The following is a 20,618-nucleotide window of genomic DNA, read 5'->3' on the forward strand; positions in this document are numbered from 1 at the left end:
ATGTCTGGGTTAATAGGAAGAAAAATTGGAATGACCAGCTTATTCGACGAGAACGGGAAGAATATTCCTTGTACTGTAATCGAAGCAGGTCCTTGCGTTGTCACCCAAGTCAGAACCGAAGAGGTTGACGGATACAATGCGTTGCAACTTGGTTTCGATGACAAAAAGGCGAAGAGTTCTAACAAATCGTTAGACGGTCACTTTAAAAAAGCTGGCACCACTGCTAAGAAAAAAGTCGTTGAATTTCAAGGGTTTGAGGAAGAGTATAAATTAGGGGATTCTATATCTGTAGATCATTTTGAAGAAGGTGAGTTTGTAGATGTGTCGGGTGTTTCTAAGGGTAAAGGTTTTCAGGGTGTTGTAAAACGTCATGGATTTGGTGGTGTAGGTCAAGCTACTCACGGTCAACATAACCGATTAAGAGCTCCGGGTTCTATTGGTGCTGCTTCTTATCCTGCAAGAGTGTTCAAAGGAATGCGTATGGCAGGAAGAATGGGAGGAGATAAAGTAAAAGTTCAAAACTTAAGAGTGTTAAAAGTAGTTGCTGAAAAGAACTTACTTGTTGTTAAAGGAGCGGTTCCTGGACACAAAAATGCTTTTGTAACTATTCAGAAATAATGGAGGTAGCAGTTTTAGATATTACAGGAAAAGATACAGGTAGAAAAGTTGAACTTTCTAAAGATGTATTTGGAATAGAGCCAAATGATCATGCAATTTATTTAGATGTAAAGCAGTACTTAGCTAATCAGCGTCAAGGAACTCATAAGTCTAAAGAAAGAGCTGAAATTTCAGGTTCTACAAGAAAGATAAAAAAACAAAAAGGAACTGGTACTGCAAGAGCAGGTTCTATCAAGTCTGGTGTTTTTAGAGGTGGAGGACGTATGTTCGGACCAAGACCAAGAAACTATTCTTTTAAATTGAATAAAAACTTAAAGCGTTTAGCTCGTAAATCAGCTTTAAGTATTCAAGCTAATGATGAGAATTTAGTAGTTATTGAAGATTTTAATTTTGAATCTCCAAAAACAAAAAACTTTACAAACTTGTTAAAAGCTTTAGAGTTAGAAACTAAAAAATCATTATTTGTTTTAGAAGGGGATAATGCAAATGTGTATTTATCGTCTCGTAACATTAAAAATTCTAAAGTAGTTAAGGCTTCAGAAATAAATACTTACGGTGTTTTAAACGCTAGTAAGATTGTTGTAACAGAAGGTTCTTTAGAAGGAATTAATACAAACTTAAGTAAATAGGGATCATAATGAGTATTTTAATTAAACCTATTATCACGGAAAAAGCAACAGGAGATAGCGAATTGTTTAATCGTTATTCTTTTGTAGTAGATACAAAAGCTAATAAATTAGAAATTAAAGAAGCTGTTGAAAAAGCTTATGGAGTTTCTATATCTAGCGTTAGAACTTTAAATTATCCAATTCAAAGAAATACTAAGTTTACTAAAAAAGGTTTAGTAACTGGTATTAAGAGTGGGTACAAAAAGGCTATCGTGCAATTAGCAGAAGGAGAAAGCATTGATTTTTATAACAATCTTTAAGGAAAAAAGACAGAATGTCAGTTAGAAAATTAAAACCAATAACACCAGGTCAGCGTTTTAGAGTTGTAAATGGGTTCGACACCATAACAACTGATAAGCCGGAGAAAAGTTTACTTGCTCCGAAAAAACGATCTGGAGGTCGAAACAATCAGGGAAGAATGACTACTCGTAATATCGGAGGTGGTCATAAACAGAAATATCGTATTATCGATTTTAAGAAAGATAAAAACGGTATCCCTGCAACAGTAAAAACTATAGAGTACGATCCAAATCGTACAGCATTTATTGCTTTACTTAGTTATGCTGATGGAGAAAAACGTTATGTAATTGCACAAAACGGTTTACAGGTAGGTCAAACAATCGTTTCAGGTAGCGGAATCGCTCCAGAAATAGGTAATGCAATGCCTTTAAGTGAAATTCCTTTAGGAACTACAATTTGTTGTATTGAGTTACATCCTGGTCAAGGAGCTGTTATGGCTCGTTCTGCAGGATCTTTTGCTCAATTAATGGCAAGAGATGGTAAGTATGCAACTGTAAAATTACCTTCTGGTGAAACAAGATTAATCTTGTTAACATGTACTGCAACTATTGGTGTTGTGTCTAACTCAGATCATCAATTATTAGTTTCTGGTAAAGCTGGTAGAAGAAGATGGTTAGGTAGAAGACCAAGAGTTAACGCTGTAAGAATGAATCCAGTTGATCACCCAATGGGAGGTGGTGAAGGACGTTCTTCTGGAGGTCATCCAAGATCTAGAAATGGTATTCCTGCTAAAGGATTTAAGACTAGATCTAAGACTAAAGCTAGTAATAAGTACATTATCGAACGTAGAAAGAAATAATTAAGTTATGGCAAGATCATTAAAAAAAGGACCTTACATTCACTATAAATTAGAGAAAAAAGTGTTGGCTAATGTAGAAGCTGGTAACAAAACTGTAATCAAAACTTGGTCTAGAGCAAGTATGATTTCTCCAGATTTTGTAGGACAAACTATTGCTGTTCATAACGGACGTCAGTTTGTACCAGTATATGTTACAGAAAACATGGTAGGGCACAAATTAGGCGAATTTTCACCAACTCGTTCTTTTAGAGGACACGCTGGTGCAAAAAATAAAGGAAAAAAATAGTAGGAAATGGGAGTTCGTAAAAAAAATATGGCAGATCAGTTAAAAGCAGATAGAAAGCAACGTGCTTTCGCGAAGCTTACTAACTGTCCTACGTCACCAAGAAAAATGCGTTTAGTAGCAGATCAAGTAAGAGGAGTAGAAGTTGAGAAGGCTTTACAAATCTTAAAGTTTAGCCCTAAAGAAGCATCTATAAATTTAGAAAAATTGTTATTGTCTGCTATTGCAAACTGGCAAGCTAAAAATGAAGATGCATCTATAGAAGACGCTGGATTATTCGTTAAATCTATTTGTGTAGATAGCGCAGGAATGTTAAAAAGATTAAGACCAGCTCCACAAGGGCGTGCTCATAGAATTCGTAAGAGATCTAACCACGTTACTTTAGAGTTAGGTAGTAAAAATTTAAGTAATTAATCAAAGTAGAAATGGGACAAAAAACTAATCCAATAGGGAATCGTTTAGGAATCATCAGAGGTTGGGAATCTAACTGGTATGGTGGTAATGACTACGGAGATAAAATTGCTGAAGATGATAAAATAAGAAAGTACATTAGTGCTAGATTATTTAAAGCAAGTGTTTCTAGAGTAATTATAGAGCGTACTTTAAAACTTGTAACCGTTACTATCACTACTGCACGTCCAGGTATCATTATTGGTAAAGGAGGTCAAGAGGTAGACAAGTTAAAAGAAGAGCTTAAGAAAATTACAGGTAAAGAAGTTCAAATTAATATTTTTGAAATTAAACGTCCAGAATTAGATGCAAAATTAGTTGCAACTAGTGTTGCTCGTCAAATTGAAAATAGAATTTCTTACAAGAGAGCAGTAAAGATGGCTATACAAGCAACAATGAGAATGAATGCTGAAGGAATTAAAATTCAAATTTCAGGTCGTTTAAATGGAGCTGAAATGGCGCGTTCTGAGCATTATAAAGAAGGTAGAATTCCTCTTTCTACTTTTAGAGCAGATATCGACTATGCACTTGTTGAAGCTCATACTCAATACGGAAGATTAGGTATTAAAGTATGGATTATGAAGGGTGAGGTTTATGGTAAAAGAGAATTATCTCCATTAGTTGGCTTGTCTAAGAAACAAGGTGGTGCTAAAGGTGGTGACAGATCTAAACGTCAACAACCTCGTAGAAGAAAATAATTTTTAAAATTAGAAATTAAAAATGTTACAGCCAAAAAGAGTAAAATACCGTAAGGTACAGAAGGCAAAAGGAAATATGACAGGTATTTCTGGTAGAGGAAATCAACTTTCTAACGGAACGTTTGGTATCAAATCTGTAGACCAGAATTTATTAACATCTCGTCAGATTGAAGCAGCTCGTATCGCGGCTACTCGTCATATGAAAAGAGAAGGTCAGTTATGGATTAAAATTTTTCCAGACAAGCCTATTACTAAGAAACCTTTAGAAGTACGTATGGGTAAAGGTAAAGGAGCACCAGATCATTTTGTTGCAGTTATTAAACCAGGTAGAATTTTGTTTGAAGTTGGTGGAGTACCAATAGATGTTGCAAAAGAAGCTTTACGTTTAGCAGCACAAAAACTTCCGGTAAAAACGAAGTTTGTAGTAGCAAGAGATTTTGATATTAACGCATAATTCTAAGTAAAATGAAACAATCAGAAATAAAAGAATTATCTATAGCAGATCTTAACGAGAAGCTTGGAGCGTTGCAAAAGAATTATACTGATCTTAAGATGGCACATGCAATTACTCCTTTGGAGAATCCGTTGCAATTAAGAAGCTTAAGAAGAACTGTAGCAAGAATTGCAACAGAATTAACAAAAAGAGAATTACAATAATTCTATAGTCAGTTTTAAAGATGGAAAAAAGAAATCTTAGAAAAGAGAGAATTGGTGTTGTTTCTAGTAGCAAAATGGAGAAGTCTATTGTTGTATCAGAAACGAAAAGAGTTAAGCACCCGATGTACGGTAAATTCGTTTTAAAAACGAAAAAGTATGTTGCACACGACGAAAAGAATGATTGCAACGAAGGAGATACTGTTAGGATCATGGAAACTAGACCTATGAGTAAATCTAAACGTTGGAGATTAGTAGAAATCCTAGAAAGAGCTAAATAATATGTTACAGACAGAATCAAGATTAAAAGTAGCAGATAATACTGGAGCTAAAGAAGTTTTGGTAATTAGAGTTTTAGGAGGGACAAAAAAACGTTACGCAAGTATTGGAGACAAGATTGTTGTAGCTGTTAAATCTGCAACTCCTAACGGAACTGTAAAAAAAGGTCAAGTATCTAGAGCAGTTGTTGTAAGAACTAAAAAAGAAGTTAGACGTAAAGACGGATCTTATATTAGATTTGATGATAACGCTTGTGTACTTTTAAATCCTACAGAGGAAATGAGAGGAACTCGTGTATTTGGTCCTGTTGCTCGTGAGCTTCGTGAGAAACAATTCATGAAAATAGTATCATTAGCACCTGAAGTGCTTTAAATCATTATATAAGATGAAGAAGTTCAAATTAAAATCAGGAGATACTGTAAAAGTAATTGCAGGAGATCATAAAGGATCTGAAGGAAAAGTTTTACAAATCATAAAAGATAAGGATAGGGTATTGGTAGAAGGTGTTAACTTAGTTTCTAAGCATACTAAACCTAGCGCACAAAATCCTCAAGGTGGTATTGTAAAAAAAGAAGCTTCATTACATATTTCTAACTTAATGTTAGTAGAAGATGGTGTAGCTGTAAGAGTAGGTTATCAAGTTGATGGAGATACTAAAACTAGAATCTCTAAAAAAACTAAAAAATAAGAATAATCATGAGTTACGTACCAAGATTAAAAGCAGAATACAAAGAAAGAGTTGTTAAAGCTCTTACTGAAGAATTCAGTTATAAAAATGTAATGCAAGTACCTAAATTAGAAAAAATTGTTGTTTCTAAAGGTGTTGGTGCTGCGATTGCAGATAAGAAATTAATAGATTATGCTGTAGAAGAGTTGACTAAAATTACAGGTCAAAAAGCTGTTTCTACGATGTCTAAGAAAGATGTTGCATCATTTAAATTACGTAAAGGAATGCCAATTGGTGTTAAAGTAACTTTACGTGGAGATAAAATGTATGAATTTTTAGATAGATTAGTTACTGCTTCTTTACCACGTGTAAGAGACTTTAACGGTATAAAAGCTAATGGTTTTGATGGAAGAGGTAATTACAATTTAGGTATTACTGAACAAATCATCTACCCAGAAATCAATATTGATCAAGTTAAAAAAATTAGTGGTATGGATATTACTTTTGTAACATCTGCAAACACTGATAAAGAAGCTAAGTCATTATTAGGAGAATTAGGTTTACCATTCAAAAAAAATTAAGAAATGGCTAAAGAATCAATGAAAGCTCGCGAACGTAAAAGAGCAAAAACAGTTGCAAAATATGCAGAAAAGAGAAAAGCTTTAAAAGAAGCTGGAGACTATGAAGCATTGCAAAAATTACCAAAGAACGCTTCACCAGTTAGAATGCATAATAGATGTAAACTTACTGGACGTCCAAAAGGATATATGAGACAATTTGGTATATCTCGTGTAACGTTTCGTGAAATGGCAAATCAAGGATTAATACCAGGTGTTAAAAAGGCAAGTTGGTAGAAATCAAAAATAAAGCTTAATATTAAAAATAGAATGTGTATCTTTGCACGCTCTATTTTTTTTGAGTATAAGAATTTTAACTGATTATAGGTTCATTTATCACAGAGAAATCTGTAACATAAATAGAGATATTTGAAAACCGTAATCGCAATATAAATAAGTATGTATACAGATCCAATCGCAGATTTTCTTACAAGAGTAAGAAATGCAATCGCTGCAGGACACAGAGTAGTAGAAATTCCAGCTTCAAACTTGAAGAAGGAAATGACTAAAATTTTGTTTGATCAAGGGTATATTTTAAGTTACCAGTTCAATGACGATAAAGTTCAAGGAACTATTAAGATAGCTTTAAAATATGACAAAGACACAAAAGAGTCAGTAATTAGAAAAATTCAACGTATCAGTACACCAGGTTTACGTAAATATGTTGGCTCTACAGAGATGCCAAGAGTATTAAATGGACTTGGAATTGCTATTGTTTCTACATCAAAAGGTGTAATGACAAACAAAAAAGCACGTTTAGAGAACGTTGGAGGAGAAGTTTTATGTTACGTTTATTAAATCTTAAGAGATGAGTAGAATTGGAAAAAATCCTGTTAGCATTTCACAAGGTGTAGATGTAAACATTAAAGACAACGTAGTTACAGTAAAAGGGAAATTAGGTGAGTTATCTCAAACTATTTCAGATGGAATTACTGTGAAAATAGAAGATGGATCTGTTGTTTTAGATAGAGCGTCAGAAAGTAAAGACCATAAAGCACAACATGGTTTAATGAGAGCTTTAATCAATAATATGATTGAAGGAGTTTCTAAAGGATGGACTAAAGAATTAGAATTGGTTGGAGTTGGTTATAGAGCTTCTAATCAAGGACAGAAATTAGATTTAGCTTTAGGTTTCTCTCATAATATTGTTTTAGATTTAGCTCCTGAAGTTAAAATAGAAACAGTATCTGAGAAAGGGAAAAACCCGATCATTAAATTATCTTCGTTTGACAAACAATTAGTAGGTCAAGTGGCTGCAAAGATTCGTTCTTTCAGAGCTCCAGAACCATATAAAGGAAAAGGAGTTAAGTTTGTTGGTGAAGTATTAAGAAGAAAAGCAGGTAAATCTGCATAATATATAGTATTATGGCATTATCAAAGCTACAAAGAAGAACTAGAATTAAGCAAAGAATTAGAAAAATAATTTCGGGTACTGCTACAAAACCAAGATTGTCGGTTTATAGAAGTAATAAAGAAATTTATGCTCAACTAGTTGACGATGTAAATGGAGTAACATTAGCCTCTATTTCATCTAGAAATAAAGAAATTAAAGCAAGTACAAAATCTGAAGCTGCTACAGCTGTTGGTAAAGCAATCGCTGAACAAGCTGTAAAAGTAGGGGTAGAAACAGTTGCTTTTGATAGAAACGGATATTTATACCACGGTAGAGTTAAAGTATTAGCTGACGCTGCAAGAGAAGCTGGTTTAAAATTTTAAGAAATTATGCAAGGATATAAAAACGTAGAAAGAGTAAAGCCAAGCGGATTAGAGCTTGTAGATAGATTAGTTGGAGTACAACGTGTTACTAAAGTTACAAAAGGTGGTAGAGCATTCGGTTTCTCTGCAATTGTTGTTGTTGGTGATGGTAATGGTGTTGTTGGTCATGGTTTAGGTAAATCTAAAGATGTTTCTTCTGCAATTGCTAAAGCAGTTGAAGATGCAAAGAAAAATTTAGTTAGAATTCCTATTTTAGATGCAACTTTACCTCATGAACAAAAAGGTAAATTTGGTGGAGCTAAAGTATTTCTTAAACCTGCATCTCATGGTACCGGAGTTATTGCTGGTGGTGCTGTAAGACACGTATTAGAATCAGTAGGTATACATGATGTATTATCAAAATCTCAAGGATCATCAAATCCTCATAACGTTGTAAAAGCAACTTTTGATGCATTGTTACAATTACGTAGTGCTGCTTCTATTGCTAAACAAAGAGGTATTTCTTTAGAGAAAGTATTTAACGGATAAATCTAAGAACGATGGCAAAAATTAAAGTTACACAAGTAAAAAGTCAAATCGGGCGTCTTAAGAGTCAAAAGGCAACTTTAGAAGCATTAGGTTTACGTAAAATGAACCAAACTGTAGTACACGAGGCAACTCCATCTATAGTTGGTATGGTAAATACAGTTAAACACTTAGTTTCTTTTGAAGAAATTAAATAAGATATTTATAAAAATGAGTTTACATAATTTAACACCAGCAGAAGGTTCCGTTAAAAAGGAAAAAAGAATTGCAAGAGGTGAAGGTTCTGGAAAAGGTGGTACTGCAACAAGAGGTCACAATGGACAGAAATCTCGTTCTGGTTATTCTAAAAAGATTGGTTTTGAGGGAGGACAAATGCCACTTCAAAGACGTGTGCCAAAATTTGGTTTCACTAATATCAATCGTAAAGAGTATCAAGGTATCAACTTAGATAAATTACAATCTTTAGTTGATAGTGGAAAAATAACAGATACAGTTAATTTAGATGTTTTAGTTGCTAATGGTTTAGTAGGTAAAAATGACCTAGTAAAAATACTAGGAGGAGGAGAATTAAAATCTAAATTAAATATTACTGTACATAAATATACAGGAACTGCTAAAGCTGCTATTGAAGCTGCTGGTGGTGAAGCTGTTACTTTATAACACCCCGTAAATGATGAATTTTATTAATAGATTAAAAGACATTTTTAGCATCGAAGAGTTGAAGAACAAAATTCTTCTTACTATCGGTTTAATTGCTGTATACCGTTTTATGGCATCTGTACCTTTACCAGGTATAGATCCGTTACAACTTTCAGCTTTAAAAGAGAGTACTTCAGATGGTCTTTTAGGATTATTGAACGCATTTACTGGTGGAGCATTTTCTAGAGCGTCTATTATGGCACTTGGAATTATGCCTTATATTTCTGCATCTATTGTAGTTCAGTTAATGGGAATTGCGGTTCCTTATTTGCAAAAATTACAAAAAGATGGAGAAAGTGGAAGAAAAAAAATTACACAGATAACAAGATGGTTAACCATAGGTATTACTTTAGTACAAGCACCAACTTATATAACTGCTATTAAAACACAATTTGGATTAGGTCCAGAGGCTTTTTTAGTAAGTGGAGCAACTTTTTGGGTTTCTTCAATTATAATTTTGACAGCAGGTACTGTTTTTGCAATGTGGTTAGGTGAGCGTATCACTGACAAAGGAGTTGGTAATGGAATATCTCTTCTAATTACCGTAGGTATTATTGCTAGATTTCCATCTGCTTTTTTACAAGAATTTGTTTCTAAAACAACAAATGCTGGTGCAGGAGGTTTAATGATGATTTTAATTGAAATTATTGTTTGGTTTGTGGTGATTTTATTATCTGTACTTTTAGTTACAGCAGTTAGAAAAATAGCAGTACAATATGCTAGAAGAACTGTTGCAGGTAGTGTGCAGAATGTTGCTGGATCTAGGGATTATATTCCTTTAAAGCTTAATGCAGCTGGTGTTATGCCAATCATTTTTGCACAAGCAATTATGTTTTTGCCTTTAACTTTAGGTCAAAAATTTCCAGCGTTGGTCAGTTTAACAGATCATAATGGTTGGCAGTATAATGTTATTTTTGCATTGTTAATCATCATTTTTAGTTATTTCTATACAGCAATTACTATTCCTACGAATAAAATGGCTGATGATTTAAAAAGAAGTGGTGGTTTTATACCAGGTGTAAGGCCAGGTAAGGATACTGCCGATATGTTAGATAGTATCTTATCTAGAATTACATTTCCAGGATCTTTGTTTTTAGCTGGTTTGGCAATATTGCCAGCAGTTGTTGCAAAGTTTGGAGTACAACAAAGTTGGGCAATGTTTTACGGAGGTACATCATTAATAATTATGGTTGGTGTTGCAATTGATACATTGCAACAAATTAATTCTTATTTATTAAATCGTCATTATGATGGTTTAATGAAAGGAGGGAATAGCAAAAGAAAATCGAATAAATAGTATGGCTAAACAATCAGCAATTCAACAAGACGGAACAATTACAGAAGCATTATCAAATGCAATGTTTCGTGTAGAATTAGAAAACGGACATATAGTTACAGCACACATTTCTGGTAAAATGCGTATGCATTATATTAAATTATTACCTGGTGATAAGGTTAAATTAGAAATGAGTCCTTACGATTTATCAAAGGCAAGAATTACTTACAGATACTAAAAAAACAAAGCAGATGAAAGTTAGAGCATCAGTTAAAAAAAGAAGTGCCGACTGCAAAATAGTACGCAGAAAAGGTAGATTATACGTAATAAATAAACAAAATCCTAGATTTAAACAAAGACAAGGGTAATGGCAAGAATAGCAGGTATTGATATTCCAAAGAATAAAAGAGGAGTTATTGCTTTAACTTACATCTTTGGTATAGGAAGCAGCAGAGCTAAAAAAGTTTTAGCAGAAGCAAAAGTAGATGAGAGCATTAAAGTTCAAGATTGGACAGATGATCAAATCGCAGCAATTAGAGAAGAAGTTGGTTCTTTTACAATCGAAGGAGAATTACGTTCTGAAGTACAGTTAAACATAAAACGTTTAATGGATATTGGTTGTCAAAGAGGAATCCGTCATAGACTTGGTCTTCCTTTAAGAGGTCAAAGAACTAAGAATAACTCTCGTACAAGAAAAGGTAAGAGAAAAACTGTAGCTAACAAGAAAAAATAAGTTAGTTAACGTAATAAAGATCTAATAATAGTATTAATACTATAAGGTTAGAAAACTAAATTACTAAATTAAAAGAATTATGGCAAAAGCAAGTTCAAAAAAACGTAAAGTAATAGTTGATTCTATTGGAGAAGCACATGTAACAGCTTCTTTTAATAACATCATTATTTCTTTAACAAATAAAAAAGGTGATGTAATTTCTTGGTCATCTGCAGGTAAAATGGGTTTTAGAGGTTCTAAAAAGAACACTCCTTATGCAGCTCAATTAGCAGCAGAAGACTGTGCAGAACCAGCTAAAGAAGCAGGTTTACGTAAAGTAAAAGTTTATGTAAAAGGACCAGGTAATGGTAGAGAATCAGCTATTAGATCATTACATAATGCTGGTGTTGAAGTAACAGAAATTATTGACGTTACTCCAATTCCTCATAATGGATGTCGTCCTCCGAAAAGAAGAAGAGTATAATTAAATATTTTAACTTAATAGGACTTAGATTATCGAAGGAGTTAGCCTTAATTCATAATCCCTATTTATAATACAAAAGAAATGGCAAGATATACAGGACCAAAAACTAAAATTGCTCGTAAGTTTGGAGAAGCAATTTTTGGTGAAGATAAAAACTTCGAAAAAAGAAATTTTCCTCCAGGACAGCATGGTAATGCAAGAAGAAGAGGAAAAAAATCTGAATATGCTACTCAATTAATGGAGAAGCAAAAAGCAAAATATACTTATGGTATATTAGAGCGTCAGTTCAGTAACTTATTCAAAAAAGCATCAGCTTCTCAAGGAATTACAGGTGAAATATTATTACAATTATGTGAATCTCGTTTAGATAATGTTGTTTATAGAATGGGAGTTTCAAATTCTAGAAGTGGAGCACGTCAGTTAGTTTCTCATAGACATATTACTGTTAATGGAGAAATTGTAAACGTTCCTTCTTATAGTTTAAAAGACGGAGACGTTGTAGCTGTTAGAGAAAAGTCTAAATCATTACAAGCTATCGATGATGCATTAGCATCTAATAGTAATGTTTTTGAATGGTTAACTTGGAATTCTGATACTAAATCTGGAACTTTTGTTAAAGCACCAGAAAGATTACAGATACCAGAAAACATCAAAGAACAATTAATCGTAGAATTATATTCTAAGTAATAAATTAATCATATTGAGATTTGGCCAAAGGGTTTGTAAGTATTTCTTCACACTTACAAACCGCGCAACCAAATAACAATTAAAACGAAGACAATGGCAATTTTAAATTTTCAGAAACCTGATAAAGTAATAATGATAGAATCTACTGATTTTAAAGGTAGATTTGAGTTTAGACCTTTAGAACCAGGTTTTGGTTTAACAGTAGGTAACGCTTTAAGAAGAGTACTTTTATCTTCTTTAGAAGGTTTTGCAATATCTTCTTTAAGAATTGATGGTGTTGAACACGAATTTTCTACAGTACCTGGTGTTGTAGAAGATGTTACAGAAATTATCTTAAACTTAAAACAAGTTCGTTTTAAGAAACAAATAGAAGAAACAGACAGAGAAACTGTTTCTATATCTTTATCTGGCCAAGAGCAATTTACAGCTGGAGACTTACAAAAATTTATTTCAGGTTTTCAAGTATTGAATCCAGATTTAGTTATTTGTAATATGGATAAATCTGTAAAATTAAATGCAGAAATAGTTATAGAAAAAGGTAGAGGATTTGTACCTGCAGATGAAAATAAAAAATCATCAGCACCAATAGGAACAATTTTTACTGATTCTATTTACACACCAATTAAGAATGTAAAATATGCAATCGAAAATTATCGTGTAGAGCAAAAAACGGATTATGAAAAATTAGTTTTCGATATAGATACTGATGGATCAATAAACCCTAAAGATGCATTAACTGAAGCTGCAAAAATTTTAATTCACCACTTTATGTTATTCTCAGATGAGCGTATCACTTTAGAGGCAGATGAAATTGCACAAACAGAAACATATGATGAGGAATCATTGCATATGCGTCAGTTATTAAAAACTAGATTAATCGATATGGATTTATCTGTAAGAGCTTTAAATTGTTTAAAAGCTGCAGAAGTTGATACATTAGGAGATTTAGTTTCTTTTAATAAAAGCGATTTAATGAAATTTAGAAATTTTGGTAAAAAATCATTAACAGAATTAGAAGAACTAGTTATTGTTAAAGGTTTAAGTTTCGGAATGGATTTAACAAAATATAAATTAGATAGAGATTAACCTTTCATAATTTGCTCCTCAAAATGGGTAGATGCAAGATGAAAGTATAAAACAAGCGTCATGAGACACGGAAAGAAACACAATCATTTAGGAAGAAAAACAGCGCATAGAAAGGCGATGTTAGCAAATATGGCTTGTTCATTAATTGAACACAAACGTATTAATACTACAGTTGCAAAAGCAAAGGCATTAAGAGTTTTTGTTGAGCCATTAATTACTAAATCTAAAGCAGATACAACTCACAACAGACGTATTGTATTTTCTTACTTAAGAGATAAGTATGCTGTTACAGAATTATTCAAAGAAATTTCTGTAAAAGTAGGAGATAGACCAGGTGGTTATATTCGTATTATCAAATTAGGTAATCGTCAAGGAGATAACGCTCCTATGGCAATGGTAGAATTAGTTGACTATAACGAAATCTATAACCCTAAAGGCAAAAAAGCTAAAAAGTCTACTCGTAGAGGTAGAAAAAAAGCTGATTCTGCTCAGGTAGAAGGAACACAAACAGAAGAAAAAACTGAAGAATAATTAATTCATGAAGTTTTTTTAAATTAATATAAAAGGGATAAGCGTTTACGTTTATCCCTTTTTTTATATTTTTGTATTAACAATTACAATATAGTAACACAAGCACAATCAATGAAATATCAAACGAGAAAAAAGGCTTTAGTTTTATTAGCAGATGGAACAATTTTTTACGGAAAATCTGTTGGTATAGAAGGGACTTCAACTGGAGAAATATGTTTTAATACCGGAATGACAGGTTACCAAGAAATTTTTACAGATCCATCATATTTTGGACAATTGATGGTTACTGCAAATGCTCACATTGGTAATTATGGTGTTAATGATAATGAAGTTGAATCTGATGGGATTAAAATTTCTGGTCTTATATGTAGAAACTTCAGTTTTACACATTCAAGAGTAGATTCTGATGGGAACTTAAAAGATTGGTTTATAGAACATAATTTGGTAGCAATTTCTGATGTTGATACTAGAGCTCTAGTAGCATATATTAGAGATAATGGTTCTATGAATGCAATTATTTCTACTGATGTTGATAATATTGATGGATTAAAAAAACAACTATCTGAAGTACCAAGTATGGAAGGTTTAGAGTTAGCATCAAAAGTTTCAACAAAAGAACCTTATTTTGTTGGAGACGAAAATTCTGATGTTAAAATAGCAGCATTAGATATTGGTATTAAAAAAAATATATTAAGAAATTTAGCTAAAAGAGGAGCATATATTAAAGTATTTCCTTTCAATTCTTCTTTTTCTGATTTAGAATCTTTTGATGCTGATGGATATTTTATTTCTAATGGACCTGGTGATCCAGAACCGTTAGTAGAAGCCCAAGAAGTAGCTAAAGAAATTATTAAAAGAGATTTACCTCTTTTTGGTATATGTTTAGGACATCAAATTATTGCTTTAGCAAACGGTATTTCTACTTATAAAATGCATAATGGTCATAGGGGGATTAATCACCCAGTAAAAAACCTATTAACGGGTAAGGGAGAAATAACTTCTCAGAACCATGGTTTCGCTATTAATAGAGAAGAAACAGAGGCAAATGCAGATATAGAAATCACTCATGTTCATTTAAATGACAATACAGTTGCAGGAATTAAGATGAAAGATAAGAATGTTTTTTCTGTACAATATCATCCAGAAGCTAGTCCCGGGCCACATGATTCAGAATATTTGTTTGATCAATTTATTACAAATATTAAGGCGGCTAAAAAAGTTATGTCTTAAGATTATTACCAATTAACTTTACTTTATTGCGGTTCATCAGAATTTAAATAAGTTTTAATTTTTTAAAATTAAATTTATAATGTGAGTTAAAAATCACACACTTTTTCATAGCAATTTTCCCACTCATACAATGAGTGGGTTTTTTATTTTTTGCCATAAAATTATTTGCAAACGTTTTCGTAATTAATTTGATACAAATTATTAAATACATTAGACATTTTGTAATTTAGCATCAGTAACTAGAAGAGTTAAATTAATTAAACAATAAAAAAATGAGCATTATAATTAGCGTTCACGCACGTCAAATTTTTGATTCAAGAGGAAACCCAACAGTAGAAGTAGATGTAACTACAGAAAATGGAATTTTAGGTAGAGCAGCAGTTCCTTCTGGAGCATCTACAGGAGAGCACGAAGCTGTAGAGTTACGTGATGGTGGTAAAGATTACATGGGTAAAGGTGTTTTAAAAGCTGTAGATAATGTTAATAATATTATTGCAGAAGAATTATTAGGTACATCAGTTTTTGAACAAAACACGATTGATAAACTAATGATTGATTTAGATGGAACTGCAAATAAATCTAAATTAGGTGCAAATGCAATATTAGGTGTTTCTTTAGCTGTTGCTAAAGCTGCTGCTAACGAGTTAGGTATGCCTTTATATAGATATGTTGGTGGTGTATCTGCAAACACTTTACCATTACCGATGATGAATATCATCAATGGTGGTTCTCATTCTGATGCTCCTATTGCTTTTCAAGAATTTATGATAATGCCAGTTAAGGCAGAAACTTTTACAGAAGCTATGAAAATGGGATCTGAAATTTTTCATAATTTAAAGAAAGTTTTACATGATAGAGATTTATCTACAGCTGTAGGTGATGAAGGAGGTTTTGCACCAAATTTACCTGGAGGAACAGAAGATGCTTTAGAAACAATTGCTTTAGCAGTTGAAAATGCTGGATATTCTTTTGGAGATGAAGTTAAAATAGCTTTAGATTGTGCTGCTGCAGAATTTTATGTTGATGGAGCTTATGATTACACTAAATTTGAAGGAAGTAAAGGTGTAGTAAGAACTAGCCAAGAACAAGCAGATTACTTAGCAGAATTAGCTGGTAAATATCCTATTATTTCTATAGAGGATGGTATGGATGAAAATGATTGGGAAGGTTGGAAATATTTAACTGATAAAATTGGAGATAAAGTACAATTAGTTGGTGATGATTTATTTGTTACTAATGTAGAGCGTTTATCAAGAGGTATTGAAAATGGAATTGCAAACTCAATTTTAATTAAAGTAAATCAAATTGGTTCTTTAACAGAAACTATTGCTGCTGTAAATATGGCTAAAAATGCAGGATTTACTTCTGTAATGTCTCATAGATCTGGTGAAACTGAAGATAATACAATTGCTGATTTAGCTGTAGCATTAAATTGTGGGCAAATTAAGACTGGTTCTGCTTCACGTTCTGATAGAATGGCAAAGTATAATCAATTACTACGTATAGAGGAAGAATTAGCTGAAACTGCTTATTTTCCTAAAGAAAAAGCGTTTAAAATATAAATATTTTTTAACTTAAATATTTTAAAAACCTCATATTTTTATGAGGTTTTTTTTATATATCTAATTTATAATCATGTGTTATTTTATGATATATAAAAACTATAACGAACCACTTTTAAATTTCTTTAAAATATGCTATATTCGTAGCACTAAACAATACAAATAAATGTCAGATACAGCTAAGTTGCAAATAGGAGATAATTCATACGAATTTCCGCTTGTAAAAGGAACAGAAAATGAAGTTGCTATAAATATTAAAACACTAAGAAGCGTAACAAATGGTGTAATAACTATTGATCCAGGTTTTAAAAATACAGGTTCTTGTGAGAGTGCTGTTACTTTTTTAGATGGAGAAAAGGGAATTTTAAGGTACAGAGGTTATTCTATAGAAGAATTAGCCGAAAAAGCAGATTTCTTAGAGGTATCTTATGCTTTAATTTTTGGAGATTTACCTAATAAAGAGCAATTAGATAAATTTCATGCAGACATAAAAGAGCATTCTTTAGTAGATGATGATGTTAGAAAAATTTTAGAAGCTTTCCCTAAAACAGCACATCCAATGGGTGTTTTATCTTCTTTAACAAGTGCATTAACTGCTTTTAACCCAGTTTCTGTAAATATTGAGTCTAAAGAAGATATGTATAATGCCATAGTTAGAATTTTAGGTAAGTTCCCTGTTTTAGTAGGATGGTCTATGCGTAAGAAAAAAGGTATGCATTTAAATTATGGAAAAAAATCTTTGGGTTATGTAGAGAACATTATGTATTTAATGTTTAAGCAACCTAATGAAGATTTTAAAATGAATCCTATCATTAAAAATGCATTAGATAAGTTATTAATTTTACATGCAGATCATGAGCAAAATTGTTCTACATCTACAGTAAGAGTAGTTGGTTCTTCTCATGCAGGATTATTTGCTTCTTTATCAGCAGGTATATCTGCTCTTTGGGGGCCTTTACATGGTGGTGCAAACCAAGCCGTTTTAGAAATGTTAGAGGCTATAAAAGAAGATGGTGGAGATACCAAAAAGTATATGGCTAAAGCAAAGGATAAAAATGATCCTTTCCGTTTAATGGGATTTGGTCATAGAGTTTATAAGAATTTCGATCCAAGAGCAAAAATCATTAAGGCAGCGGCTGATGAAGTATTAAATGATTTAGGAGTTGAAGATCCAATTTTAGAAATTGCAAGAGGTTTAGAACAAGAAGCTTTAAATGATCCTTATTTTGTGGATAGAAAATTATATCCTAATGTAGATTTCTATTCGGGTATAATATACAGAGCTATGGGAATCCCTGTAGAAATGTTTACAGTAATGTTTGCTTTAGGACGTTTACCTGGTTGGATTGCTCAATGGAAAGAAATGAGACTTAAGAAAGAACCAATAGGTAGACCTCGTCAGATTTATACAGGAGAAAATTTAAGACCTTTTGTAGAATTAGAGAAAAGATAAAATAATAGTATTATTTTTACCAAAAATTAAAAGCTTCATTTATATGAAGCTTTTTTTTATTACATTTAAAATATGTTAAAACTAAATATTAAAAACGAAACCTCAAGATTAAGAGCAGTAATTTTAGGCACTGCAATTAGTAATGGAGGAATCCCTAAGGTAGAGGATTGTTATGATCCTAAGAGTATAGAGCACGTTTTAGCCAATACTTATCCTAGAGAAGAAGATATGGTTTCTGAAATGGAAGCTGTAGCTGAAGTTTTTAAAAAATATGATGTACAAGTTTTTAGACCAGATATAATCAAAAATTATAACCAAATATTTTCTAGAGATATTGCATTTGTAATAGATGATGTTTTTATAGAAGCAAATATATTGCCAGATAGAGAGAAGGAATATAAAGCTATTGATAAAGTAATATCTCAAATAGACTCAGAAAAGGTAGTTGTTTTACCAGAGGAATGCCATGTAGAAGGAGGAGATGTAATGCCATGGAATGAGTATATTTTTATAGGAACTTATTCAGGTGCAGATTATGCAAATTATATTACTGCTCGTACTAATACAGATGCAGTTATTGCAATACAAGAAATGTTTCCTCATAAAACGGTAAAATCTTTCGAGTTAAGAAAATCCAACACAGATCCAAAAGAAAATGCATTACACTTAGATTGTTGTTTTCAACCTATTGGTAAGGATAAAGCAATACTTCATAAAAATGGTTTTTTGGTTGAAAGTGAATATCAATGGTTGCTTAATTTCTTCGGAAAAGAAAATGTTTTTGAAATAACCAAAGAAGAGATGTACAATATGAACAGTAATATTTTTTCTATTTCTGAGGATATTATTATTTCTGAGAAAAATTTTACACGTTTAAATAAATGGTTAAGAGAGAAAGGATTTACTGTAGAAGAAGTTTCTTATTCAGAAATTGCAAAACAAGAAGGTTTACTTAGATGCTCTACATTACCATTATATAGAGATTAATTTTTTTAATAGAAGAAATGCAACAAATAACAAATACTATTTTAATGGTTCGTCCTATCAATTTTAGGATGAATGAACAAACAGCTGTCAATAATTTTTATCAAAAAGAGTTTACAAATACACTTCCGTCTGTAATAAATAAAAAAGCTCAGAATGAATTTGATGTCTATGTAGATAAACTACGAAGTGTTGGTGTAAATGTAATTGTAGTTTCTGATACAGAAGAATTTGATACTCCAGATTCAATTTTCCCTAATAATTGGATTTCTTTTCATGAAAATGGAACGGTAACTATTTATCCTATTTTTGCAGAAAATAGACGTTTAGAAAGAAGAGAAGATATTTTGGTTCAATTAGAAAAAGAAGGTTTTTTAATTGACAATGTTGTTGATTATACTTCTGCAGAAGAAGAACAATTTTTTTTGGAAGGAACAGGTAGTATGATTTTAGATAGACAAAATAATAAAGCTTACTGTGCACTTTCTCCAAGAGCAGATGAAGAGTTGTTTATAGAGTTTTGTGAAGATTTTGAGTATACACCGGTTGTTTTTACAGCATACCAAACCGTAAATAATAGTAGAGAAGCAATATATCACACAAATGTAATGATGTGTGTTGCAGAAAATTTTGCTATAGTTTGTTTGTCTTCTATTGATGATAAAAAAGAGCGTAAAAATCTCTTAAAACATTTAAAAGAAGATGGTAAAAAAGTAATTGATATTACAGAAGAGCAAGTAAATAATTTTGCAGGAAACATGTTGCAAGTTAAAGGTGCAAATGATGAACGTTTTTTAATTATGAGTGATGCCGCTTTTAAAAGTTTGTCACAATCTCAAAAAGCACAGATTAATAATTATTGTAAAATTATTTCTAGCCCTTTAGATACTATTGAATTTTGTGGGGGTGGAAGTGCTCGTTGTATGATGGCAGAAGTTTTTTTACCCAAAAAATAAAAAATGAATTTATTGCTTTTAGCAATTGCACCCGCAACTATAATTATACTTTATATTTATTTTAAAGATAAATTTGAGAAAGAACCAATAGCTTTTTTATTCAAAAATTTTCTTTTAGGAGTAACTTTAAGTGTTTTAATAACTACAATATTAGGTGGTTTTGCAGGTAAAATCATTCCATTAACGATTAAAACCAGTGTTTTTCAACAATTTTTAAAAGCATTTATAGTTGTTGCATTGGTAGAAGAGTTTTCTAAATACATAATTGTAAGATATTATGCGCAAAGAAATAAAGAGTTTAACGAGCCTTTTGATGGAATTGTATATGCAGTGATGGTTTCTATGGGCTTTGCTACTTTAGAAAATGTATTATATGTTTATCAATATGGAGTTTCTACAGGAATTGTAAGAGCTTTTACAGCAGTTCCGGCTCATGCAACTTTCGCTATCTTGATGGGATATTTTATGGGAAAAGCAAAGTTTTCTAAAAACAGAGTGGTTTTAAATTTTACAGGATTATTTTTTGCAACACTCTTTCATGGAGCTTATGATTTTTTCTTATTTATTAATTTTATTCCAGGTATATCTATAGGCGCTTTTATATCTTTATTTATAGGAGTTTTCTTATCAAAAAAGGCCATAAAAAAACACCAACAAAGCTCTGTTTTTAGAGTTTGATGGTGT

The 20,618-nt window shown here is 31.8% G+C and carries 34 protein-coding genes; all 34 read left to right on the forward strand.

Translation table 11 applies throughout. The features are described 5' to 3' along the window. Complete coding sequence (gene rplC, locus ACJJVY_RS08470) at positions 1 to 618, forward strand: 50S ribosomal protein L3 (protein ID WP_405606843.1); 618 nt, start codon at positions 1 to 3, stop codon at positions 616 to 618. Next, on the forward strand, positions 618 to 1,247 hold the full coding sequence (rplD, locus tag ACJJVY_RS08475; RefSeq protein ID WP_405606845.1) for a 50S ribosomal protein L4: 630 nt from the start codon (positions 618 to 620) through the stop codon (positions 1,245 to 1,247). The genes rplC and rplD overlap by 1 nt, the downstream gene beginning before the upstream one ends. Positions 1,248 to 1,255: 8 nt before the next feature. Beyond that, positions 1,256 to 1,546 (forward strand): 50S ribosomal protein L23, encoded by a 291-nt coding sequence (rplW, locus tag ACJJVY_RS08480; protein ID WP_405606847.1) that lies wholly within the window; start codon positions 1,256 to 1,258, stop codon positions 1,544 to 1,546. Positions 1,547 to 1,560: 14 nt separating this feature from the next. Further along, positions 1,561 to 2,385, forward strand: a complete 825-nt coding sequence (gene rplB, locus ACJJVY_RS08485; RefSeq protein WP_405606849.1) for a 50S ribosomal protein L2 — start codon at positions 1,561 to 1,563, stop codon at positions 2,383 to 2,385. 7 nt (positions 2,386 to 2,392) lie between these two features. Continuing rightward, positions 2,393 to 2,671, forward strand: coding sequence for a 30S ribosomal protein S19 (gene rpsS / locus ACJJVY_RS08490; protein ID WP_109403430.1), 279 nt, complete (start codon positions 2,393 to 2,395; stop codon positions 2,669 to 2,671). Positions 2,672 to 2,677: 6 nt separating this feature from the next. Then, complete coding sequence (gene rplV / locus ACJJVY_RS08495; RefSeq protein ID WP_249981695.1) at positions 2,678 to 3,082, forward strand: 50S ribosomal protein L22; 405 nt, start codon at positions 2,678 to 2,680, stop codon at positions 3,080 to 3,082. An 11-nt stretch (positions 3,083 to 3,093) separates the two neighbouring features. Next, the gene (gene rpsC, locus ACJJVY_RS08500; RefSeq protein WP_405606852.1) at positions 3,094 to 3,816 is read left to right on the forward strand and encodes a 30S ribosomal protein S3; all 723 of its coding nucleotides are present in this window, start codon (positions 3,094 to 3,096) and stop codon (positions 3,814 to 3,816) included. A gap of 22 nt (positions 3,817 to 3,838) precedes the next feature. Next, entirely contained in the window at positions 3,839 to 4,270 is a 432-nt protein-coding gene (gene rplP, locus ACJJVY_RS08505) for a 50S ribosomal protein L16 (protein WP_405606854.1), read from the forward strand. Positions 4,271 to 4,281: 11 nt separating this feature from the next. Then, positions 4,282 to 4,473: a 50S ribosomal protein L29 gene (rpmC, locus tag ACJJVY_RS08510; RefSeq protein WP_077809829.1), complete on the forward strand. Its 192-nt coding sequence runs from the start codon at positions 4,282 to 4,284 to the stop codon at positions 4,471 to 4,473. A gap of 20 nt (positions 4,474 to 4,493) precedes the next feature. After that, complete coding sequence (gene rpsQ, locus ACJJVY_RS08515) at positions 4,494 to 4,751, forward strand: 30S ribosomal protein S17 (RefSeq protein WP_091891527.1); 258 nt, start codon at positions 4,494 to 4,496, stop codon at positions 4,749 to 4,751. Position 4,752: 1 nt separating this feature from the next. After that, positions 4,753 to 5,121, forward strand: coding sequence for a 50S ribosomal protein L14 (gene rplN, locus ACJJVY_RS08520; RefSeq protein ID WP_405606857.1), 369 nt, complete (start codon positions 4,753 to 4,755; stop codon positions 5,119 to 5,121). 13 nt (positions 5,122 to 5,134) lie between these two features. Beyond that, positions 5,135 to 5,437: a 50S ribosomal protein L24 gene (gene rplX / locus ACJJVY_RS08525; protein ID WP_405606859.1), complete on the forward strand. Its 303-nt coding sequence runs from the start codon at positions 5,135 to 5,137 to the stop codon at positions 5,435 to 5,437. A gap of 8 nt (positions 5,438 to 5,445) precedes the next feature. Beyond that, on the forward strand, positions 5,446 to 5,997 hold the full coding sequence (gene rplE, locus ACJJVY_RS08530; RefSeq protein WP_405606861.1) for a 50S ribosomal protein L5: 552 nt from the start codon (positions 5,446 to 5,448) through the stop codon (positions 5,995 to 5,997). Positions 5,998 to 6,000: 3 nt separating this feature from the next. Continuing rightward, entirely contained in the window at positions 6,001 to 6,270 is a 270-nt protein-coding gene (gene rpsN / locus ACJJVY_RS08535) for a 30S ribosomal protein S14 (RefSeq protein WP_068363324.1), read from the forward strand. 162 nt (positions 6,271 to 6,432) lie between these two features. Then, entirely contained in the window at positions 6,433 to 6,831 is a 399-nt protein-coding gene (gene rpsH / locus ACJJVY_RS08540) for a 30S ribosomal protein S8 (RefSeq protein ID WP_208079943.1), read from the forward strand. 10 nt (positions 6,832 to 6,841) lie between these two features. Next, positions 6,842 to 7,387 (forward strand): 50S ribosomal protein L6, encoded by a 546-nt coding sequence (gene rplF / locus ACJJVY_RS08545; RefSeq protein ID WP_405606864.1) that lies wholly within the window; start codon positions 6,842 to 6,844, stop codon positions 7,385 to 7,387. Between the two features lie 11 nt (positions 7,388 to 7,398). Next, entirely contained in the window at positions 7,399 to 7,749 is a 351-nt protein-coding gene (rplR, locus tag ACJJVY_RS08550; RefSeq protein WP_405606866.1) for a 50S ribosomal protein L18, read from the forward strand. A gap of 3 nt (positions 7,750 to 7,752) precedes the next feature. Next, positions 7,753 to 8,277, forward strand: coding sequence for a 30S ribosomal protein S5 (gene rpsE / locus ACJJVY_RS08555; RefSeq protein WP_405611626.1), 525 nt, complete (start codon positions 7,753 to 7,755; stop codon positions 8,275 to 8,277). Positions 8,278 to 8,288: 11 nt separating this feature from the next. Continuing rightward, positions 8,289 to 8,471 (forward strand): 50S ribosomal protein L30, encoded by a 183-nt coding sequence (gene rpmD, locus ACJJVY_RS08560; RefSeq protein ID WP_405606867.1) that lies wholly within the window; start codon positions 8,289 to 8,291, stop codon positions 8,469 to 8,471. 13 nt (positions 8,472 to 8,484) lie between these two features. Then, positions 8,485 to 8,934: a 50S ribosomal protein L15 gene (gene rplO / locus ACJJVY_RS08565; RefSeq protein WP_405606870.1), complete on the forward strand. Its 450-nt coding sequence runs from the start codon at positions 8,485 to 8,487 to the stop codon at positions 8,932 to 8,934. 13 nt (positions 8,935 to 8,947) lie between these two features. Beyond that, positions 8,948 to 10,270 (forward strand): preprotein translocase subunit SecY, encoded by a 1,323-nt coding sequence (gene secY / locus ACJJVY_RS08570; RefSeq protein ID WP_405611629.1) that lies wholly within the window; start codon positions 8,948 to 8,950, stop codon positions 10,268 to 10,270. Between the two features lies 1 nt (position 10,271). Continuing rightward, complete coding sequence (gene infA, locus ACJJVY_RS08575; RefSeq protein ID WP_004568721.1) at positions 10,272 to 10,487, forward strand: translation initiation factor IF-1; 216 nt, start codon at positions 10,272 to 10,274, stop codon at positions 10,485 to 10,487. Between the two features lie 13 nt (positions 10,488 to 10,500). Then, positions 10,501 to 10,617, forward strand: coding sequence for a type B 50S ribosomal protein L36 (gene ykgO, locus ACJJVY_RS08580; RefSeq protein ID WP_004568720.1), 117 nt, complete (start codon positions 10,501 to 10,503; stop codon positions 10,615 to 10,617). Then, positions 10,617 to 10,982 carry a 30S ribosomal protein S13 gene (gene rpsM, locus ACJJVY_RS08585; RefSeq protein WP_405606875.1) on the forward strand — a complete coding sequence of 122 codons (366 nt, stop codon included), beginning with the start codon at positions 10,617 to 10,619 and terminating at the stop codon, positions 10,980 to 10,982. Before ykgO ends, rpsM begins: the two co-directional genes overlap by 1 nt. 79 nt (positions 10,983 to 11,061) lie before the next feature. Beyond that, a complete protein-coding gene (rpsK, locus tag ACJJVY_RS08590) occupies positions 11,062 to 11,445 on the forward strand; it encodes a 30S ribosomal protein S11 (protein WP_237588097.1) in 384 nt (127 codons plus the stop codon). Between the two features lie 81 nt (positions 11,446 to 11,526). Beyond that, positions 11,527 to 12,132, forward strand: coding sequence for a 30S ribosomal protein S4 (gene rpsD / locus ACJJVY_RS08595; RefSeq protein WP_405606879.1), 606 nt, complete (start codon positions 11,527 to 11,529; stop codon positions 12,130 to 12,132). A 93-nt stretch (positions 12,133 to 12,225) separates the two neighbouring features. Beyond that, positions 12,226 to 13,218 carry a DNA-directed RNA polymerase subunit alpha gene (locus tag ACJJVY_RS08600; RefSeq protein ID WP_405606882.1) on the forward strand — a complete coding sequence of 331 codons (993 nt, stop codon included), beginning with the start codon at positions 12,226 to 12,228 and terminating at the stop codon, positions 13,216 to 13,218. Between the two features lie 60 nt (positions 13,219 to 13,278). Then, the gene (gene rplQ / locus ACJJVY_RS08605; protein WP_405606885.1) at positions 13,279 to 13,749 is read left to right on the forward strand and encodes a 50S ribosomal protein L17; all 471 of its coding nucleotides are present in this window, start codon (positions 13,279 to 13,281) and stop codon (positions 13,747 to 13,749) included. Between the two features lie 111 nt (positions 13,750 to 13,860). Then, entirely contained in the window at positions 13,861 to 14,979 is a 1,119-nt protein-coding gene (gene carA, locus ACJJVY_RS08610; protein ID WP_405606889.1) for a glutamine-hydrolyzing carbamoyl-phosphate synthase small subunit, read from the forward strand. Between the two features lie 272 nt (positions 14,980 to 15,251). Further along, the gene (gene eno, locus ACJJVY_RS08615) at positions 15,252 to 16,541 is read left to right on the forward strand and encodes a phosphopyruvate hydratase (RefSeq protein WP_405606892.1); all 1,290 of its coding nucleotides are present in this window, start codon (positions 15,252 to 15,254) and stop codon (positions 16,539 to 16,541) included. A 166-nt stretch (positions 16,542 to 16,707) separates the two neighbouring features. Continuing rightward, positions 16,708 to 17,994, forward strand: a complete 1,287-nt coding sequence (locus tag ACJJVY_RS08620) for a citrate synthase (RefSeq protein ID WP_405606895.1) — start codon at positions 16,708 to 16,710, stop codon at positions 17,992 to 17,994. A gap of 72 nt (positions 17,995 to 18,066) precedes the next feature. Continuing rightward, on the forward strand, positions 18,067 to 18,981 hold the full coding sequence (locus tag ACJJVY_RS08625; protein ID WP_405606898.1) for a dimethylarginine dimethylaminohydrolase family protein: 915 nt from the start codon (positions 18,067 to 18,069) through the stop codon (positions 18,979 to 18,981). A 17-nt stretch (positions 18,982 to 18,998) separates the two neighbouring features. After that, entirely contained in the window at positions 18,999 to 19,934 is a 936-nt protein-coding gene (gene ctlX, locus ACJJVY_RS08630) for a citrulline utilization hydrolase CtlX (protein WP_405606901.1), read from the forward strand. A gap of 3 nt (positions 19,935 to 19,937) precedes the next feature. Continuing rightward, positions 19,938 to 20,612 (forward strand): PrsW family intramembrane metalloprotease, encoded by a 675-nt coding sequence (locus ACJJVY_RS08635; protein WP_405606904.1) that lies wholly within the window; start codon positions 19,938 to 19,940, stop codon positions 20,610 to 20,612. The last annotated feature ends 6 nt before the right edge of the window (positions 20,613 to 20,618 follow it).

It is taken from the genome of Polaribacter sp. Asnod1-A03 (genome assembly GCF_045063585.1).
In the GTDB taxonomy this organism is placed as follows: domain Bacteria; phylum Bacteroidota; class Bacteroidia; order Flavobacteriales; family Flavobacteriaceae; genus Polaribacter.